General features: G+C 60.0%; 16 protein-coding genes. 12 read left to right on the forward strand and 4 right to left on the reverse strand.

The window, feature by feature from the left end:
* Positions 1 to 17 precede the first annotated feature (17 nt).
* The 8 genes from carB to JK232_RS08000 all read left to right on the forward strand — a co-directional run bounded on the left by carB (position 18) and on the right by JK232_RS08000 (position 10,159).
* Complete coding sequence (gene carB, locus JK232_RS07965) at positions 18 to 3,248, forward strand: carbamoyl-phosphate synthase large subunit (protein WP_072928714.1); 3,231 nt, start codon at positions 18 to 20, stop codon at positions 3,246 to 3,248.
* Positions 3,249 to 3,841: 593 nt separating this feature from the next.
* Entirely contained in the window at positions 3,842 to 5,062 is a 1,221-nt protein-coding gene (gene arcA, locus JK232_RS07970; RefSeq protein WP_212589036.1) for an arginine deiminase, read from the forward strand.
* A 22-nt stretch (positions 5,063 to 5,084) separates the two neighbouring features.
* Complete coding sequence (gene arcC, locus JK232_RS07975) at positions 5,085 to 6,044, forward strand: carbamate kinase (protein WP_212589037.1); 960 nt, start codon at positions 5,085 to 5,087, stop codon at positions 6,042 to 6,044.
* Between the two features lie 9 nt (positions 6,045 to 6,053).
* Complete coding sequence (gene argF / locus JK232_RS07980) at positions 6,054 to 7,058, forward strand: ornithine carbamoyltransferase (protein WP_072928731.1); 1,005 nt, start codon at positions 6,054 to 6,056, stop codon at positions 7,056 to 7,058.
* A 58-nt stretch (positions 7,059 to 7,116) separates the two neighbouring features.
* Positions 7,117 to 8,520: a YfcC family protein gene (locus JK232_RS07985; protein ID WP_212589038.1), complete on the forward strand. Its 1,404-nt coding sequence runs from the start codon at positions 7,117 to 7,119 to the stop codon at positions 8,518 to 8,520.
* Between the two features lie 51 nt (positions 8,521 to 8,571).
* Positions 8,572 to 9,054, forward strand: a complete 483-nt coding sequence (locus JK232_RS07990; protein ID WP_072928735.1) for an arginine repressor — start codon at positions 8,572 to 8,574, stop codon at positions 9,052 to 9,054.
* Positions 9,055 to 9,329: 275 nt separating this feature from the next.
* The gene (locus tag JK232_RS07995; protein ID WP_072928737.1) at positions 9,330 to 9,551 is read left to right on the forward strand and encodes a hypothetical protein; all 222 of its coding nucleotides are present in this window, start codon (positions 9,330 to 9,332) and stop codon (positions 9,549 to 9,551) included.
* Positions 9,552 to 9,928: 377 nt separating this feature from the next.
* Positions 9,929 to 10,159 (forward strand): hypothetical protein, encoded by a 231-nt coding sequence (locus JK232_RS08000; protein ID WP_072928739.1) that lies wholly within the window; start codon positions 9,929 to 9,931, stop codon positions 10,157 to 10,159.
* 177 nt (positions 10,160 to 10,336) lie between these two features.
* On the opposite strand, the gene JK232_RS08005 is transcribed toward JK232_RS08000, so the two are convergent.
* The gene (locus JK232_RS08005) at positions 10,337 to 10,804 is read right to left on the reverse strand and encodes a winged helix-turn-helix transcriptional regulator (protein ID WP_072928741.1); all 468 of its coding nucleotides are present in this window, start codon (positions 10,802 to 10,804) and stop codon (positions 10,337 to 10,339) included.
* A gap of 175 nt (positions 10,805 to 10,979) precedes the next feature.
* On the opposite strand from JK232_RS08005, the gene JK232_RS08010 reads away from it, so the two are divergent.
* The 4 genes from JK232_RS08010 to kefC all read left to right on the forward strand — a co-directional run bounded on the left by JK232_RS08010 (position 10,980) and on the right by kefC (position 15,658).
* Positions 10,980 to 12,149, forward strand: a complete 1,170-nt coding sequence (locus JK232_RS08010; protein ID WP_246538423.1) for an MFS transporter — start codon at positions 10,980 to 10,982, stop codon at positions 12,147 to 12,149.
* On the forward strand, positions 12,146 to 13,033 hold the full coding sequence (locus JK232_RS08015; RefSeq protein WP_072928743.1) for an EamA family transporter: 888 nt from the start codon (positions 12,146 to 12,148) through the stop codon (positions 13,031 to 13,033). The genes JK232_RS08010 and JK232_RS08015 overlap by 4 nt, the downstream gene beginning before the upstream one ends.
* A 209-nt stretch (positions 13,034 to 13,242) precedes the next feature.
* On the forward strand, positions 13,243 to 13,812 hold the full coding sequence (kefF, locus tag JK232_RS08020; RefSeq protein ID WP_072928745.1) for a glutathione-regulated potassium-efflux system oxidoreductase KefF: 570 nt from the start codon (positions 13,243 to 13,245) through the stop codon (positions 13,810 to 13,812).
* Positions 13,805 to 15,658, forward strand: coding sequence for a glutathione-regulated potassium-efflux system protein KefC (gene kefC, locus JK232_RS08025; RefSeq protein ID WP_212589040.1), 1,854 nt, complete (start codon positions 13,805 to 13,807; stop codon positions 15,656 to 15,658). The genes kefF and kefC overlap by 8 nt, the downstream gene beginning before the upstream one ends.
* 62 nt (positions 15,659 to 15,720) lie before the next feature.
* On the opposite strand, the gene iadA is transcribed toward kefC, so the two are convergent.
* The 3 genes from iadA to JK232_RS08040 are packed head-to-tail and all read right to left on the reverse strand — an operon-like array spanning position 15,721 to position 18,010.
* Positions 15,721 to 16,884: a beta-aspartyl-peptidase gene (iadA, locus tag JK232_RS08030; RefSeq protein ID WP_212589041.1), complete on the reverse strand. Its 1,164-nt coding sequence runs from the start codon at positions 16,882 to 16,884 to the stop codon at positions 15,721 to 15,723.
* A 9-nt stretch (positions 16,885 to 16,893) separates the two neighbouring features.
* The gene (locus JK232_RS08035) at positions 16,894 to 17,355 is read right to left on the reverse strand and encodes a YjiG family protein (protein ID WP_212589042.1); all 462 of its coding nucleotides are present in this window, start codon (positions 17,353 to 17,355) and stop codon (positions 16,894 to 16,896) included.
* 1 nt (position 17,356) lies between these two features.
* Positions 17,357 to 18,010, reverse strand: a complete 654-nt coding sequence (locus JK232_RS08040; RefSeq protein ID WP_212589043.1) for a nucleoside recognition domain-containing protein — start codon at positions 18,008 to 18,010, stop codon at positions 17,357 to 17,359.
* Between the last annotated feature and the right edge of the window lie 226 nt (positions 18,011 to 18,236).

Consider the following 18,236-nt stretch of genomic DNA (forward strand, 5'->3'; position numbering starts at 1 on the left):
CAGGAGCCATAACAGCCATGCCAAAACGTACTGACATAAAAAGCATCCTGATCCTCGGCGCCGGCCCGATTGTTATCGGCCAGGCATGTGAGTTTGACTACTCCGGCGCGCAGGCGTGTAAGGCGCTGCGTGAAGAGGGTTACCGCGTTATCCTGGTGAACTCTAACCCGGCCACCATCATGACCGACCCGGACATGGCCGATGCCACCTATATCGAGCCGATCCACTGGGAAGTGGTGCGCAAAATCATCGAAAAAGAGCGCCCGGATGCCGTACTGCCGACCATGGGCGGCCAGACGGCGCTGAACTGTGCACTGGAGCTGGAGCGCCAGGGCGTGCTGGAAGAGTTCGGCGTCACCATGATTGGTGCCACCGCGGACGCCATCGACAAGGCGGAAGACCGCCGCCGCTTTGACCAGGCGATGAAGAAAATCGGCCTGGATACCGCCCGTTCCGGCATCGCGCATAACATGGAAGAGGCGCTGGCCGTGGCGGCTGACGTCGGGTTCCCGTGCATCATCCGCCCGTCATTCACGATGGGCGGCACCGGCGGCGGCATCGCTTATAACCGCGAAGAGTTTGAAGAGATCTGCGAACGCGGCCTCGACCTCTCCCCTACCAAAGAGCTGCTGATTGATGAGTCGCTGATTGGCTGGAAAGAGTATGAGATGGAGGTGGTGCGCGACAAAAATGACAACTGCATCATCGTCTGCTCAATCGAAAACTTCGATGCGATGGGCATCCACACCGGTGACTCCATCACCGTGGCCCCGGCGCAAACACTGACCGACAAAGAGTACCAAATCATGCGTAACGCCTCGATGGCGGTACTGCGTGAAATCGGCGTGGAAACCGGCGGCTCCAACGTCCAGTTCTCGGTGAACCCGAAAAACGGCCGCCTGATTGTCATCGAGATGAACCCGCGTGTGTCGCGCTCCTCGGCGCTGGCCTCCAAAGCCACCGGCTTCCCGATCGCCAAGGTCGCGGCCAAACTGGCCGTGGGCTACACGCTGGACGAGCTGATGAACGACATCACCGGCGGGCGCACCCCGGCCTCGTTCGAGCCGTCGATTGACTACGTTGTCACCAAAATCCCGCGCTTCAACTTTGAGAAGTTCGCCGGGGCCAACGACCGCCTGACCACCCAGATGAAATCGGTGGGTGAAGTGATGGCTATCGGCCGCACCCAGCAGGAGTCGCTGCAAAAAGCGCTGCGCGGGCTGGAAGTCGGCAAAACCGGCTTTGATCCGATGGTCAGCCTGGACGATCCGGAAGCCCTGACCAAGATCCGCCGCGAGCTGAAAGATGCCGGTGCGGATCGCATCTGGTACATCGCGGACGCCTTCCGCGCCGGGATGTCCGTTGACGGCGTCTTCAACCTCACCAACATTGACCGCTGGTTCCTGGTGCAGATTGAGGAGCTGGTACGTCTGGAAGAGAAAGTGGAAGAGGGCGGCGCCAGCGTGCTGACCGCAGACTTCCTGCGTGACCTGAAACGCAAGGGCTTTGCCGATGCGCGCCTGGCGAAACTGGCCGGTGTCTCTGAGGGCGAAATCCGTAAACTGCGCCACAAATATAACCTGCACCCGGTCTACAAACGCGTGGATACCTGTGCGGCGGAGTTCTCCACCGACACCGCCTACATGTACTCTACCTATGAGGAAGAGTGCGAATCCAACCCGACCAATGACCGCCCGAAAGTGATGGTGCTGGGCGGCGGGCCGAACCGTATCGGCCAGGGCATCGAGTTCGACTACTGCTGCGTGCATGCTTCACTGGCGCTGCGGGAAGATGGCTATGAAACCATCATGGTCAACTGCAACCCGGAAACCGTCTCCACCGACTACGACACCTCTGACCGCCTCTACTTCGAGCCGGTAACGCTGGAAGATGTGCTGGAAATTGTGCGCATCGAGCAGCCGAAAGGCGTGATCGTGCAGTACGGCGGCCAGACCCCGCTGAAACTGGCGCGTGAGCTGGAAGCCGCCGGTGTGCCGGTTATCGGCACCAGCCCGGACGCGATTGACCGTGCAGAAGACCGCGAGCGCTTCCAGCAGGCGGTCAACCGCCTCGGCCTGAAGCAACCGGCCAACGCCACCGTGACCACCATTGAACAGGCGGTCGAAAAAGCCGCCGGGCTGGGCTACCCGCTGGTGGTGCGCCCCTCCTACGTGCTGGGCGGCCGGGCGATGGAAATCGTCTACGACGAAACCGACCTCAAACGCTACTTCCAGAATGCGGTGTCGGTCTCCAACGACGCGCCGGTGCTGCTTGACCGCTTCCTGGATGACGCGGTGGAAGTGGACGTCGACGCGATTTGCGACGGCGAGCGAGTGCTGATTGGCGGCATCATGGAGCATATCGAACAGGCCGGCGTGCACTCCGGTGACTCCGCGTGTTCCCTGCCGGCTTACACCCTGAGCAAAGAGATTCAGGATGTGATGCGCCAGCAGGTCGAGAAGCTGGCGTTTGAACTCTGCGTGCGCGGCCTGATGAACGTGCAGTTCGCGGTGAAAGACAACGAAGTCTACCTGATTGAGGTGAACCCGCGTGCGGCGCGTACGGTGCCGTTCGTCTCCAAAGCCACCGGTGTGCCGCTGGCGAAAGTGGCGGCGCGGGTGATGGCCGGGAAATCCCTGGCGGAGCAGGGCGTGACGGAAGAAGTCATCCCGCCGTACTACTCCGTGAAGGAAGTGGTGCTGCCGTTCAACAAGTTCCCCGGCGTTGACCCAATCCTCGGGCCGGAAATGCGTTCGACCGGTGAAGTGATGGGCGTCGGCCGTACCTTCGCAGAAGCGTTCGGCAAAGCGATGCTCGGCAGCCAGTCCGGCATGAACATCAAGAAAAGCGGCCGTGCGCTGCTGTCAGTGCGCGAGGGCGACAAATCCCGCGTGGTGGACCTGGCCGCCAAGCTGCTGAAACGCGGCTTCGAGCTGGACGCCACCCACGGCACCGCGGTGGTGCTGGGCGAATCGGGCATCAACCCGCGCCTGGTCAACAAGGTGCATGAAGGCCGCCCGCATATTCAGGATCGCATCAAGAATGGCGAGTACACCTATATCGTGAACACCACGGCCGGGCGTCAGGCGATTGAGGACTCCAAGCTGATTCGCCGCAGCGCCCTGCAATATAAGGTGCACTACGACACCACGCTGAACGGCGGCTTCGCCACCGCGATGGCGCTGAGCACTGACCCGACAGAGCAGGTTATCTCCGTACAAGAGATGCATGCGCTGATTAACGGCTGATTTTCCCGGCCGCAGTGAAAAACCCCACGGCAACGTGGGGTTTTTTTATGCCCGAATGGCCGGTGCATAATTATTTCGGCACACCGTGCACATTATTCTTTTTCTCCTGCCTGTTGTGGTATCTGCGGTGAATATGCCTGCTTTTATTTTCGTTTAAAATAAACGCGTCATAAAAAAAGAAGCGGCCACGTCACAGTGACGGTTTTTACCGGGTGCGCGGGTCTTCGCATACTTATTTCATAAACGGCGATAATCTTCAGTGTGATGTGAGTAATTATGCTTGTTGATAAGCCATCTGTAATAACCAGTTGAATAAAAACACATTATATTATTGGGTGCCGGGTAAATAATTCAGCCGGAAATAACTATTCACGCCTGCCGATAATTACGCAAAAGCCGCCTGGAAAATCCGTGCGTTACAATGCGTTTAATCAAACTTATTTCAATAAATAGGCGTTGGGCTGCCTCCCGTGAGGTTTATCACATAAATAATCACGTTCGCCGATATTATCCCTCCTGCCAAATCCCCTGAGGAAATAGCACCGGTGCCGGTGATTCACCGGCAGGATGTATTTTGAGAAACAGGATGGAATATGGAAAAACATTATGTGGGATCTGAAATCGGCCGGTTGCGAACCGTCTTGTTGCACCGGCCCAATTTAAGCCTGAAACGCCTGACGCCCTCTAATTGTCAGTCACTGCTGTTTGATGATGTGCTGTCGGTAGAGCGGGCCGGGGAGGAACACGACCGGTTTGCGGCCACCCTGAAAGAGCAGGGGGTGGACGTGCTGTTGCTGACCGATTTGCTCAGTGAAACCCTCCAGGTGCCGGAGGCCAAAGCCTGGCTGCTGGCGGCGCAGGTTTCTGATTTCCGGCTCGGCCCGGCGCTGGCGGCGGAGGTACGCGGCTGGCTGGGCGACCAGCCACACCGGCAACTGGCGCGCTTGATGAGCGGCGGGCTGACTTATGGCGAACTCCCCGGCGTATTCAGCCAGGAGATCCTGGGCCACCCCCAGCCTGATGATTTTATTATGGCACCGCTGCCCAATCACCTGTTTACCCGCGATACCTCCTGCTGGATATACCACGGTGTGTCGATTAACCCGATGGCGAAAGTCGCCCGCCAGCGGGAAACCCATAACTTACGCGCCATCTATCGCTGGCACCCGCGCTTTGCCGACGGGGAGTTCATCAAATATTTCGGTGACGATGACCTGAATTATGACCACGCGACGCTGGAGGGCGGCGATGTGCTGGTGCTCGGGCAGGGCACGGTGCTGATCGGCCTGTCGGAACGTACCACGCCGCAAGGGGTGGAGTTTTTGGCGCGGGCGCTGTTCAAACACCGGCAGGCCAGCCGGGTGATCGTGCTGGAGCTGCCGAAACACCGCGCCTGTATGCATCTGGACACGGTGATGACCCACATCGACATCGACGCGTTTTCCATCTACCCGGAGGTGATCCGCCGGGAGATGCCCTGTTGGACGCTGACGGATGACGGCCACGGTGGCCTGAAATACGGTGAGGCGCCGCATTTTATCCACGCCATTGAACAGGCGCTGCGGCTCGATCAAATCCGCCTGATCACGACCGGCGGCGACAGCTTCGAGGCGGAGCGCGAGCAGTGGAACGATGCCAACAACGTGCTGACCTTACGCCCCGGCGTGGTGGTGGGCTACGCGCGCAACAGCTGGACCAACGAAAAATATGACAAAGCGGGCATCACCGTACTGCCGATCCCCGGCGACGAACTGGGCCGCGGGCGCGGCGGCGCACGCTGCATGAGCTGCCCGCTGGAACGCGACGCGCTCTGACCCCTACACAAGGAACACAGGCATGACAAAACCAACGCTGGTGATCGCGCTGGGCGGGAACGCCTTGCTCAAGCGCGGCGAGCCGCTGGAGGCGGCAGTCCAGAAACAGAATGTGGAACAGGCGGCGGCGATCGTGGCGGCGCTGGCCCAGACATGGCGGGTGGTGCTGGTACACGGCAACGGGCCGCAGGTCGGCTTGCTGGCGTTGCAGAACAGCGCCTATACCGCCGTCGCGCCCTATCCGCTGGACATCCTTGGGGCGGAAAGCCAGGGGATGATCGGCTACCTGCTGCAACAGGCGCTGAAAAACCGCCTGCCGTCACAGGAGGTGAGCGTGCTGCTGACGCAGGTCGAGGTCGCGGCGGACGATCCGGCCTTCCGGTCGCCGACCAAATATATCGGGCCGGTTTACAGCGCGTTGCAGGCGGCGGCGCTCAGCCGCGAAAAAGGCTGGGCGATGCGCGCCGATGGTGTGCATTTCCGCCGGGTGGTGCCGTCGCCGCATCCGCGGCGGATTGTCGAGCAACACGCCATCACCGCGCTGCTGGCGCAACAGCATCTGGTGATTTGCGGCGGCGGCGGCGGGGTGCCGGTGGTGTGTGACGGCGAACTGCGCCACGGGGTCGAGGCGGTGATTGATAAAGATCTCTGTGCCGCGCTGCTGGCAGAGCAGATCCACGCCGATGCCCTGCTGATCCTCACCGATGCCGACGCGGTATGCCTCGGCTGGGGCACGCCCCATCAGCAACCGCTGGCGCGCCTCACCCCGGCTGAGCTGGCCGGTATGGCATTTGACGCCGGATCGATGGGGCCGAAAGTTGAGGCGGCCTGCCGGTTTGTGTCGGCCGGGGGCAGGGTGGCGGGCATCGGCGCGTTACAGCACGGCACCACCATTCTGACCGGCCAACACGGCACGCTGATTCAGGCTGGCCGCAACGGGAACCACGCTGATCACAACGGCCCGGACAATACGGCTTATTAAGGAGAGATGATGAAAACTTCGTTTCAACAACGCCATTTTCTGACGTTACTGGATTTCACCCCGGAGGAGATCGCCTACCTGCTGGCGCTGGCGGTGCAGCTCAAACATGACAAGCAACAGCGCACTGAACAGCCGAAACTGAAGGGGAAAAATATTGCCCTGATCTTTGAGAAAACCTCAACCCGCACCCGCTGTGCGTTTGAGGTGGCAGCCTTTGACCAGGGTGCGCAGGTCACCTACCTCGGCCCCGGCGGCTCGCAGATCGGCCATAAAGAGTCGATGAAAGATACCGCCCGCGTGCTGGGGCGGCTGTATCACGGCATCGAATACCGGGGGTTTGCCCAGGCGACGGTCGAGGAGCTGGCCGCGTTCGCCGGGGTGCCGGTCTGGAACGGGCTGACGGACGACTTCCACCCGACGCAGATCCTCGCTGACCTGATGACCATGCAGGAGCACTGCCCGCATAAAACCCTCAACCAGATGGCGTTCGCTTACCTCGGCGATGCGCGTAACAACATGGGCAACTCGCTGATGGTGGGCGCGGCCAAAATGGGCATGGATATCCGGCTGGTGGCACCTCAAGCGTTCTGGCCGGAGGCCGCGCTGGTGGCCCGGTGCCGTGACATCGCTGCCGCCACCGGCGCACGCATCACCCTCACCGACGACGTGGCGGCGGGGGTGGCCGGGGTCGATTTCCTCTATACCGATGTCTGGGTGTCGATGGGCGAACCGCAATCCGCCTGGGCAGACCGGGTCAGCGTAATGCGGCCCTACCAGGTGAACCGGGCGGTGCTGGCGGCCACCGGCAACCCGGCAGTGAAATTCATGCACTGCCTGCCCGCTTTCCACAATGCGGACACCCACGTCGGGCGGGAGATTGAGCAAGCCTACGGGCTACAGGGGCTGGAAGTCACGGAAGAGGTGTTCGAGTCCGCGCAGTCCATTGTGTTTGATGAGGCGGAAAACCGGATGCACACCATCAAAGCCGTTATGGTCGCCACGCTGGCGGACTGAGCAACCTCTCAGCGCGCCGGTGCGCCGGTGCGCTGTACCCGATACGAGCAGAAAACCTATGAAAAAATTCACCTTTCCTTCTGCCTACACCATTCTGTTTTTCCTGATTGCGCTTATCGCCGTGATGACCTGGGTCATCCCGGCGGGCCACTACAACATGGTGATGAATGCCGATCTGGGCAAAGAGGTGCCGGTCGCCGGCACCTACCAGCCCGCCGCGCCGCAGCCGCAAGGGGCAGTTGATGTGCTGCTGGCGCCAATCGACGGCCTCTACAACCACAAAACCAATGAAGCCGGGGCGATTGATGTCTCGCTGTTCGTGTTGATCATCGGTGGCTTTCTTGGCGTGGTGGGTAAAACCGGCGCGATAGATGCCGGTATTGAGCGCGTGATGGTGCGGCTTAGCGGCAAAGAAGTCTGGATGATCCCGATCCTGATGGCGCTGTTCGCCGCCGGCGGCACCATTTACGGCATGGCCGAGGAGTCGCTGCCGTTCTACACCCTGCTGGTGCCGGTGATGGTGGCCGCCCGCTTTGATCCGGTGGTGGCCGCCGCAACCGTGCTGATCGGTGCCGGGATCGGCACGCTGGGATCGACCATCAACCCCTTTGCCACTGTGATCGCCGCCAACGCGGCGGGTGTGCCCTTCACCACCGGCATCGGCTTACGCCTGCTGGTGCTGGTGGCGGGCTGGCTGGTGTGTGTGGCGTATGTGATGCGTTACGCCTGCCGGGTGCGGCGCGATCCTGCCTGTTCGCTGCTGGCGGACAAATGGGAGGAGAACCGTGCCCATTTTCTCGGCCAGCGGCGCGAAGAGGCGCTGGCATTTACTCCGGTGCGGAAAATCGTGCTGGTGATTTTCGCGCTCGCTTTCGCGGTAATGATCTACGGGGTGGCGGTGCGCGGCTGGTGGATGGCGGAGATCTCAGCGCTGTTTCTGGCGGCGGCGATCCTTACCGGGCTGGTGGCGCGCATGGGGGAAGAGGTGCTGACCAGTACCTTCGTCAACGGCGCGCGTGACCTGCTGGGCGTGGCGCTGATCATCGGCATCGCACGCGGCATTGTGGTGGTGATGGATAACGGCATGATCACCCACACCATCCTGAATTATGCCGAAGGGCTGGTCAGTGGCCTCTCCACGGCGGTGTTTATCAACGTGACTTTCTGGCTGGAGGCGGTGCTGTCGTTTCTGGTGCCGTCTTCCTCTGGGCTGGCCGTGCTGACGATGCCGATTATGGCGCCGCTGGCGGATTTCGCCCAGGTGCCGCGTGATCTGGTGGTCACCGCGTACCAGTCGGCATCCGGTCTGGTTAACCTGATCACCCCCACCTCGGCGGTAGTGATGGGCGGGCTGGCGATCGCCAGGGTGCCCTATGCGCGCTGGCTGAAGTGGGTCGCACCGCTGCTGGGCATACTGTTTGTGATGCTTACCCTGATCCTCAGCCTCGGGGCACTGTTCTGATGTGCAAAAACAGGTAACAAGGTGCCTTCTTTTTCCGGATGGACAACTATCATGGTGAATAAGTCACAAACCACGCTCGACAAGGAACAGAAACAACTGGCGCTCTGCCGGACGCTTATCGCCGGCCACGCCTACCGCTCGCAGGAAGCGCTGCGCCGTGACCTGAAGCGGCACGGCTACCGGCAGGTCAGCCAGTCTACGGTGTCGCGGTTGCTCAGCCTGTTAGGGGTGATCAAAACCCGCAACGCCAGGGGGCATAAAATCTATATCCTGACCCCAAAACCCCAGGCGCTGCCGCACGCTGCCTGCCGCCTGGCGGAGATGGTGCTGAGCATTGAGGCCAACCACGAATTCATTCTGGTGCAGACGGTGGCCGGGTATGGCCGGGCGGTAGGCAGGGTGATTGATCATTGTGCCTTACCTGAGGTACTCGGTGTGGTGGCCGGCAGCAGCATGGTGTGGGTCGCCCCGCGTAACAGCCAGGCCATCGCGCAGACCTGCCGGCAACTCTGCCGCCTGCTGGGGAACCTGTAATTTTCGCGTATGACTATAACGGCCGCAGTGCCGTTATAGCGATCGTCCTCCCTGTTTCTCCCTGCACCTGATAAACAACCAAAGCCGGATAGGCGGTTATCGATTTATCACACTTACGTGAAAAAGATTTAATAAATAATAAAGTAATCATTTAATCTGTTTGAATTTACAGCGCTATTTTTTGGGTGTTACCCTGCCGGTCGCACTATTATTTCGGCGACGTGAGGGACACGTTGCCGGGCAGTAAAAACAGATGTTAATTAAAAGGAGTTTTTATGGAAAAGTTATCAGTAAATAATGTTGCTGCGGTAACCGGCGGCAAAAACTGCAGCACAGACTATACCTGGAGCCTGAATTCATCCAACGGTACCTGGACGTGCCTGGGCTATAACTACTGCACCGATAAGCACGGCAACCGGAAAGATGTAAAATATCACAACGGCACGTATCCCTCTAACTACTGCGGGCCTAAGCCGGTAAAACCCCCTTATCAATGAGTGCGTTAAGCCACGCGGGTAGTTAATTAACATTACAAGGCGTGGCTGATTACGCTACCGGGCGGGCCGTCAAAAACCTGGCCGGTATTGCTCCCCCCACCCCGGTATACAAGCCGGGGTTTTTATTGATGAACACTGAGTTGTCATGTTCCCTCCTATTTTTTTTGCTTATTAAACGCTTTTATCAATAACTCACTTCACATTAACCGCACTAACGTTAAAAACCTTTAATTTATTCAGGGTGAAATAATGATTTAATTCGTTTGAATTTACAGTGCACTTTTCTCAATGCTACGCTTCCGGCCGATAATTTAACTCAGCACTCTGCTGAATAATGTTTTGGCATAAAGACTATTTTTAACAAAAGGACTTTTTTCATGGAAAAATTAGCGTTGGATAATGTTGACGTTATCGTCGGCGGCAAAGATTGCGGCGTCAATTATGACTGGAGTAACTCAGGGAATACCTGGTATTGCGAAGGTTATAAATACTGCAGAAATAAACACGGTAAACTTTCCGAGGTGGAATATCTGCCGGGGACGTTCCCGTCTTCTTACTGCGGTCCGAAGCCGGTAAAACCGCCTTACCAGGGTGGCCTGCGGAAGTAACGTTGGGTTTAACAGGCGTTTATCATTAACCCTGGCAATCGCCGGGGTTTTTTTATCCTGCTGTACCCGCCTGGTTATTCCCTCTTTCAGCGGATATGAACGGCTTTTAACGCGCCTGCGTTTTTTAATACGCCGGTTTTTCCGCTATGTGTTTATATGCTGTGGGCGCATCGGCCTTTATTTATCCGGGTAAGGTTTTGATATCACCCGCCGGCGGTGGCAGTCACCCGGCTCCAGTTTATGCCCGTGGAGTGAACGCACTTCCAGCGGCTGGACGGGCTGCCCGTAGGCGTTATCCAGCAGCACTGAGTGTGTCTCGCCCTGGTCAAACAGATAGCGCTCCCCCCATTGCCGTATGGCCACCACAATCGGGAAGACGGAACGGCCCTTCTCGGTCAGGACATATTCGCTGTACGCGCTGCCATCTGACGCGGGGCAGATCTCAAATACGCCGATATCCACCAAGAGTTTCAGGCGGGAAGCCAGAATATTTCTCGCCAGGCCCAGATTCTTTTGAAACTCACTGAATCTGCGCACATCGTCAAACGCCTCACGGATGATCATCAGGCACCAGCGTTCACCAATAGATTCCAACGTCCTGGCGACGGGACACTCGCTGGTTCTGAGCGATTCCTGTTTTGCCATCTGGGTTTTCTCTCCGTTTGCCTGCTTATTGACGCCAGCATAATCCTCAGCAAAAGAAGTTGCAAAAAAAAACCACTACGGGTAATTCTATGGGATATGTAGTTTCAAAAAAAAACCAGATAAGGGCGTGATGATGGACGGGAAAACAGGTACGAACGCGGAGGTTGTGGAACAGATGGCGTCGGCAGAGGCCCCGGTGCTGACCCCGCAGATAACCTTTTTGTTCTCACTCACCAGTGCCCTGGCGGTGGCCAATGTCTATTCGGCTCAGCCTTTACTGGAATCAATGTCAGCCAGCCTGAAGGTGGTGCCCGGCACGATAGGCAGCGTCATCACTGCCACCCAGGCGGGGTATGCCGCCGGGTTGCTCTTTCTGGTGCCGCTTGGCGATCGGGTAAACCGAAAAGCCCTGGTTATCACGCATCTGTTACTTTCCGTGCTGGCGCTGGCAGCGGCGGGGTTATCACAAAATCTGGCAACCCTGTTATGTGCGATGTTGTTTACCGGCCTGATGGCGGTGGTGGTGCAACTCATGGTGGCCTGGGCGGCGGTACTGGCGGCTCCCAGGAGGCGCGGGCAGGTTGTCGGCACGGTGACCAGCGGCATTGTGCTGGGCATTCTGCTGGCACGCGTTATCTCCGGAACGATTGCCGATCTCGCCGGCTGGCGGGCTGTTTACCTGACGGCAGCCGGCCTGATGTTGCTCGTCGCCTGTTTACTGGGCAAAGCAATGCCGTCCACCCCGCCCCGGAGGCCAGTGCCCGGTTATATTTCCCTGCTGCTGTCGGTTTTCCGGCTGTTTTTCACGGAGCCGCAGTTGAGGAAGCGGGGGCTTTTGGCACTGCTTATCTTTGCGGCTTTCAGCATGCTGTGGACGTCAATGGTCATGCCGCTCACCGCCATGTCATTGTCACATACGCAGATAGGCCTGTTTGGCCTGGCGGGCATGGCCGGTGCGCTGGCGGCGTCAAAAGCGGGGGCATGGGCAGATGGGGGCAGGGGGCAGCGGGCTACCGGCACAGCACTGGTTGTGCTGACTCTCTCATGGCTGCCCATCGCCTATGCTGAAACGTCTTTGCTGTGGCTCGTCATCGGCGTTATCACGCTGGACTTCGCGGTGCAGACCATCCATGTGACTAACCAGAGCATCCTTCTGGCTGCCAGGCCGGACGCGGCAAGCCGTCTGGTCGGTGCCTACATGTGCTTTTACTCCGTGGGCAGCGCACTGGGTGCCATTGCCGCCACAGCGCTTTATGCGCGCTGGGGGTGGCAGCCCGTCTGCTTCGCGGGTGCCTCTGTGAGTGCCTGTGCTTTGCTCTTCTGGGCAGGATCACGTCAATCATGAAATTATATCATTTGCTGCTCGCCATGCTGATCACGGCCATCTGGGGCATTAACTTTTCCGTGATTAAGCTGGGGCTGAGTTCGGTGGAGCCCTTCACGCTGGCAGGCATACGCTTCATGCTATGCGCGTTACCGGCCCTGTTTTTTATTAAAAAACCAGATGTCCCGTGGCGTTACCTCATCAGCTATGGTCTGGTGTTTGGCATTGGCCTGTGGGGGCTGGTCAATCTGGGGATCAGAACCGGGCTTTCAGCCGGCATTGCGTCACTTTTGCTGCAATTCAGCGCCTTTTTTACCCTTTTGCTGGGGTGTCTGGTGTTTAAAGAGAGCCTCAGCCGTTATCAACTCGCCGGGTTCATCATGGCCTGCGGGGGATTACTGAGCATTGTTTTCATCACTGATGGTTCCGTGACGTTCTCCGGGATGCTGTTGGTGCTGGCGGGCGCCATCGCCTGGAGTATCGCCAACATCATCAACAAGAAGATGGGCACAAAGCAGGTATTCGCCTTTCTGGTCTGGTCGAGCGCCTTTGCGCCGGTGCCCCTTTTTCTGCTGGGCTGGCTGGTTAACGGCACCCGCGGCTATCTATCGCTGGTCAGCCACATGGACGCGCGCGCCATGTTGTCAGTGCTGTTTCAGGTCTATCCCAATACCCTGTTTGGCTACTGGGTATGGAATTCCCTGCTGAAGCAATACCCGGTGTCTACCGTGGCCCCCCTGTCGTTGCTGGTGCCGGTGTTTGGGATGCTGGGTTCAATGGCGATATTTGGGGAAACTATCACACCGGTGAAAATCCTCGCCCTGCTGCTGATTATTTCGGGGCTGGTTGTCGGGTTGTATGGTCAGCGGCTGACGCGTTTTTTGGCAGCATCGCGCGCCGGGTAGCCTGACGTCCGTTAAGCGCCCAGCGTGGTGTTTCTTTATGAACCCACCGCACCAGGCGGTGGCGCACGCCGCCTGGTGCCCGTGTTTCTCTTTTTTCCCATTTCTCACACCGGGTTAACCCCGTAGAATGCCTGTTTCCGAAAGGCGGCGGTAACGGGGCCTGTTCCCGTGACCACGACCTGAAGCACACGCTTTGCAGTGAGATCCCTATGATCCTGATTATTTATGCCCATCCCTATCCACAACACTCACACGCCAACAAACGCCTGATCCAGGCGGCCGGTGAGCTGGATCAGGTTGAAGTGCGATCGCTTTACGATCTCTACCCCGATTTCACGCTGAATGTTGAGGCTGAACAGCAGGCGCTGAGCCGCGCCTCGCTGGTGGTCTGGCAACATCCGATGCAGTGGTACAGCGTGCCGCCGTTACTGAAGCTCTGGTTTGACAAAGTGCTGACCCACGGCTGGGCCTATGGCCACGGCGGCAATGCGCTGCGCGGCAAAAAAGCGCTCTGGGCAGTGACTACCGGCGGTGACAACCACCACTTTGAACTCGGCAGTTTCCCGGACTTCGCCGCGCTGGCGCAGCCGCTGGAAGCCACCGCGCTCTATTGCGGGATGCAGTGGCAGCCGCCGTTTGTGCTGCACGGCACCTTTAACTGTGATCCGGCGACGCTGGAGGCGGCCGCCATCCGCTACCACCAGCAGCTTTCCACCTATCTGCTGCCGCAGGCAGCCAATGAATCGGCCGATGTGCTGACCGGAGGTGCGCATGGATAACCATGAAATGATGCTGGAGGGGCTGATTTACCTCGGCTCCGCCACACTGATTGTACCGGTGGCGGTGCGTTTCGGCCTCGGCTCGGTGTTGGGTTACCTGATCGCCGGCTGCCTGATCGGCCCGTGGGGGCTGCGCCTGGTGTCGGATGCCGAATCGATCCTGACCTTTGCGGAAATAGGCGTAGTGCTGATGCTGTTTATCATCGGCCTGGAGCTGGACCCGAAACGGCTGTGGAACCTGCGGGTCGCGGTGTTTGGCGGCGGCGGGCTACAGATGGTCGGTTGCGGCCTGCTGCTCAGCGCGTTCTGCTACTTCCTGGGGCTGACCTGGCAGGTGGCGGCGCTGATTGGCCTGACGCTGGCGCTCTCCTCCACGGCGATCGCCATGCAGGCGATGAGCGAACGCAACCTGACCGGCACCCCGATCGGCAACAGCGCCTTTGCGGTGCTGCTGTTCCAGGATATTGCCGCCATCCCGCTGGTGGCGATGATCCCCTTGCTGGCGACCAGCGGCGGCAGCACCACGCTTGCCGCGTTTGCGCTTTCCGCCGGGAAAGTGGTGATGGCGCTGACGCTGGTGGTGCTGCTGGGGCGTTACGTGACCCGCCCGCTGCTGCACTTTGTGGCGAAATCAGGGATGCGTGAAGTCTTCAGCGCCGTGGCACTGTTCCTGGTATTCGGCTTTGGCGTGCTGCTGGAGATGGCCGGGCTGTCGATGGCGATGGGCGCATTCCTCGCCGGGGTGCTGCTGGCCAGTTCGGAATACCGTCATGCGCTGGAGAGCGATATCCAGCCGTTCAAAGGGCTGCTGCTGGGGCTGTTCTTTATCGGCGTCGGGATGTCGATCGACTTCGGCACGCTTATCCACCATCCGCTGCTGATCCTTACGCTGCTCGGCGGCTTTATGCTGCTGAAAGGCGCGCTGCTGTGGCTTATCGCCCCGGTACTGAATGTGCCGCGCGCGCAACGGGCGCTGTTTGCCATCCTGATCGGGCAGGGCAGTGAGTTCGCCTTCGTGGTGTTCAGCACCGCCCAGACCGCCGGGGTGTTACCGGTAGACTGGGCAAAAGCGCTGACGCTGGCAGTGGCGCTCTCAATGGCGGTGACGCCGGTGCTGCTGGTGCTGGCAAAACGCCTGCAAAAAAGCACGCCGGTGAACACCCGCCCGGCCGACACCATTGATGAACATGCGAGTGTCATCATCGCCGGGTTTGGCCGCTTCGGGCAGATCACCGGCCGTATGCTGCTCTCCAACGGCATTAACGCGGTGGTTCTGGATCACGATCCGGATCACGTCGAGACGCTGCGCAAGTTCGGCACCAAGGTGTTCTACGGCGATGCCACGCGGGTGGAGCTGCTGGAATCCGCCGGGGCGGCGCAGGCGAAAGTGCTGATCAACGCCATTGATGACGTGGACGCCAACCTGCAACTCACCGATCTGGCGCGTGAACACTTCCCGCACCTGAAGATCATCGCCCGTGCGCGCGATGTCGATCACTACTACCAGTTGCGGCTGCGCGGCGTGGAGGCCCCGGAGCGTGAGCTGTTTGAAGGGTCGTTGCGTACTGCCCGGCACACGCTGGAGGCGATTGGCTTCGGCGCGTATGAGGCGCGGGAGAAAGCGGACATCTTCCGTGAGTACAACCTGAAGGTGCTGGAAGAGACGCTGCCGAACTACGAGGACACCGAGTTCCGCATCGCCAGTATGCAGCGTGCGAAAGCGATGCTGACGGACGCGATGGCGATGGACCACACCCGTCTGGCGCAGGAGCAGCGCACCGGCTGGCAGGGCCGCCCGGAAGACGCGGAGCTCCCGGTCGAGGACGACACCCCGCGCCCGGCATAAGGGCGCACGAAAAAAAGGCGGGCATGATGCCCGCCTTTTTACTGCCTGTTTTCAGCGACGCGCTATTCAAACGTCCCTCTGACCGTGGCCTTGCCCTGATCCACCACCCGTTTCCCCTTCGCCCAGACCTGATGAATCGCGAGTTCCGGCGTCAGCACCAGCAAATCTGCATCACTCCCCGGCCGCAGTGCGCCTTTGCCTGACAGCCCGAGAAACGCCGCCACATTGCAGGTGAACGGCCGGAGCGCCTCTGCCAGCGGGAACTGATGTTGCTGCACCAGCGTGCGCAGGGCGCGCGGCAGGCTGTCCACGCCGCCGACGCCGATGCCGGTAAGGTTGCCCTGGGCGTCAAACACCGGCTGGCTGCCGTTGCCGTCTGAACTCACGGTGATCTGCGCCAGCGGCACCGCGGCCGCCACTGCCCGCGCCACCGCAGCGGCAGCGTCGATCGGCTGCTCAATGCCGCTGGTGAAATCGATAAAGCCGCCGTCGCGCGCAAACGCCAGCGCGGCGGTAAACAGCGGCTCGCTGCGGTTGAGGTGGGTCGGCAGCAGTTTGCCTATCGGCACATCGCTGTCACGCAGGATGTCATAAAGGGGGGCCAGCAGGCGTGGGCTGTTGCCCATATGGAATACGCTGACGCCCGCCTTGCCGCCGAGCAAGCCACCGACCCGCGCCTGTGCCGCCATCTCCGCCAGCAACGCCGCCGACGGCGCTGAAGAGCGGTGATCGGCAATGGCGCATTTCACCCCAATCACCTTATCAATCAGCGTCAGATCGCGGGCGATGCTGCCGGTAAGCGTGGGGGAGGGCAGCGCATAGGCACCGGTCAGCATAAAGGCGGTGATCCCCTCATGCTCCAGTGCGCGGGTTTTTGCCAGCAGCGATTCCGGGTGGCGGGTGATGCCGTCCGTGCCCAGCAGCCCGACCACGGTGGTGATGCCCGCCTCCACCAGCCGCGACAGGGCAATTTCCGGCGTGCGGCTGTGCGGGCCGGCCTCACCGCCGCCGCCAATCAGGTGCACATGCTGGTCAATCAGGCCGGGGCAGAGGGCGTAACCGTGCAGATCCACCACCGCACAACCGGGTAGGGCGTCGTCTGCGATATGCGGCGCGACAGCGATAATCTGCCCGCCGCTGAGCAGCAGATCCTGTTGCCCCAGCGCGTCCGGGCTGTAGACCTCCGCGCCGCGTAATAACGTGATACCTGCCAAAGAAAGATCCATCGGTCGCTCCTATACCAGCGCCTGCATCACCCACAGGGAGAGCAGCGCGTTAATCACACAGACCGCGATAATGTGCGGGTAATATCTGGGTTCCACGGCGGCAGTGCCGAGGCAACGCCCGACGTTTTGCACCGGGTTGCCCATCAGGTAGATGGCGGGCAGCAGCACCGTGGCATCATGCCCGGTCAGCGCCCCGGCCACCACCAGGCTGGCACAGACGCCGACCGCGCCGCCCATGCTCATCAGCGAGGTCAGCAACACGGCCGCCGCTTCCCCCGGCAAGCCCCAGATCGCCATCACCGGGCGGCAGAGGTTGCCGACCATCTCCAGCAGCCCGGTGACTTTCAGCGCCTGGATGATCACAAACGCCATCACCACATTCGGCAGCAGGTTGGTGGTGGCGATGGTGAAGCCGCGCCGTGCGCCGTCAATAAACATCTCCATGACGTTTTTACGTGCCTGCGTCGTCATCTTATTGCTCCTGCGCCCGACGGCGCTCCAGGCCGTGGATCCAGGCCCGCAGCAGGTTGGCGCCGATAAATTTGAACATCAGGATCACCGCCAGCGGGGTGATCACCGGCACGGTAATCACCGTGAACAGCGCCGCGCCGGAGGAGAAGTAATTGGTGATAAGCGCACTGCCGCTGGTCTGGAAGGCAGCGAAAACCGCTTTCTCTTCCTGCGTAATCAGCCCCGCTTCGGCCAGGTCTTTGGTCATGCCGGCGGCGGCGTCGGTGTTTTGCAGGTTGGCGATCAGTGCCAGGGAACAGATGCCGGGGACGCCCAGCAGTGGGCGCAGGATCGGCGTCATCAGCTGTTGCGCGGCGCGCAGGCCGCCCAGCCCTTCGGTCACGGCAATGATGCCGAGCGAAAGGATCACCGACGGCGCCAGCTCCAGCGCAAACAGGAAGCCCTCTTTGGCCCCGGTGCCGCCGGTGCCGCGAAAGGAGACCGCCGTTTGCCCCGCCTCGTTCACGGTGCCGAACGCGCCGTTCAGCACGGTGAAATCAAACACCCGCCACCAGCCGGTGCTGGTGGAAAACAGGCCGGAAAAGAAAATGATCGTAATAAAAAACGCCGGGTAGGCCGCCCAGCCCAGGCGTGCGTCACGCTGCTCAGGTTCCATGAATATCCCTCTCAATTGCGGTGAAGTGAATGGTGCGATGCGGCAGAATGGCCGGAAAAGCACCATAAAACAGCGAACTGGCGAAAAAGGCCGGGCGAGATCAACAAAAGCGGCGTTTCAGCAGGCGACAAAGAAAAGTGGGGCGGAGGGCAACTTTTACGGCGGTGAATGTTAAGCCGTATTGACGGTTCGGGGGGAAAGAGGTTTCCGTGGGAATAACAGAATG

This window comes from Nissabacter archeti (genome assembly GCF_018257325.1).
GTDB classification, from domain to species: Bacteria; Pseudomonadota; Gammaproteobacteria; order Enterobacterales; family Enterobacteriaceae; genus Chimaeribacter; species Chimaeribacter arupi.

Excerpts from the sequence above, each read along its gene's own strand:
- JK232_RS07995 (WP_072928737.1), top strand. The coding sequence starts at position 9,330 with ATGGAAAAGTTATCAGTAAATAATGTTGCTGCGGTAACCGGCGGCAAA.
- JK232_RS08000 (WP_072928739.1), top strand. The coding sequence starts at position 9,929 with ATGGAAAAATTAGCGTTGGATAATGTTGACGTTATCGTCGGCGGCAAA.
- kefC (WP_212589040.1), top strand. The coding sequence starts at position 13,805 with ATGGATAACCATGAAATGATGCTGGAGGGGCTGATTTACCTCGGCTCC.
- JK232_RS08015 (WP_072928743.1), top strand. The coding sequence starts at position 12,146 with ATGAAATTATATCATTTGCTGCTCGCCATGCTGATCACGGCCATCTGG.
- JK232_RS07985 (WP_212589038.1), top strand. The coding sequence starts at position 7,117 with ATGAAAAAATTCACCTTTCCTTCTGCCTACACCATTCTGTTTTTCCTG.
- argF (WP_072928731.1), top strand. The coding sequence starts at position 6,054 with ATGAAAACTTCGTTTCAACAACGCCATTTTCTGACGTTACTGGATTTC.
- JK232_RS08035 (WP_212589042.1), bottom strand. The coding sequence starts at position 17,355 with ATGACGACGCAGGCACGTAAAAACGTCATGGAGATGTTTATTGACGGC.
- carB (WP_072928714.1), top strand. The coding sequence starts at position 18 with ATGCCAAAACGTACTGACATAAAAAGCATCCTGATCCTCGGCGCCGGC.
- JK232_RS08010 (WP_246538423.1), top strand. The coding sequence starts at position 10,980 with ATGGCGTCGGCAGAGGCCCCGGTGCTGACCCCGCAGATAACCTTTTTG.
- JK232_RS08040 (WP_212589043.1), bottom strand. The coding sequence starts at position 18,010 with ATGGAACCTGAGCAGCGTGACGCACGCCTGGGCTGGGCGGCCTACCCG.
- JK232_RS07990 (WP_072928735.1), top strand. The coding sequence starts at position 8,572 with ATGGTGAATAAGTCACAAACCACGCTCGACAAGGAACAGAAACAACTG.
- JK232_RS08005 (WP_072928741.1), bottom strand. The coding sequence starts at position 10,804 with ATGGCAAAACAGGAATCGCTCAGAACCAGCGAGTGTCCCGTCGCCAGG.
- arcA (WP_212589036.1), top strand. The coding sequence starts at position 3,842 with ATGGAAAAACATTATGTGGGATCTGAAATCGGCCGGTTGCGAACCGTC.
- iadA (WP_212589041.1), bottom strand. The coding sequence starts at position 16,884 with ATGGATCTTTCTTTGGCAGGTATCACGTTATTACGCGGCGCGGAGGTC.
- arcC (WP_212589037.1), top strand. The coding sequence starts at position 5,085 with ATGACAAAACCAACGCTGGTGATCGCGCTGGGCGGGAACGCCTTGCTC.
- kefF (WP_072928745.1), top strand. The coding sequence starts at position 13,243 with ATGATCCTGATTATTTATGCCCATCCCTATCCACAACACTCACACGCC.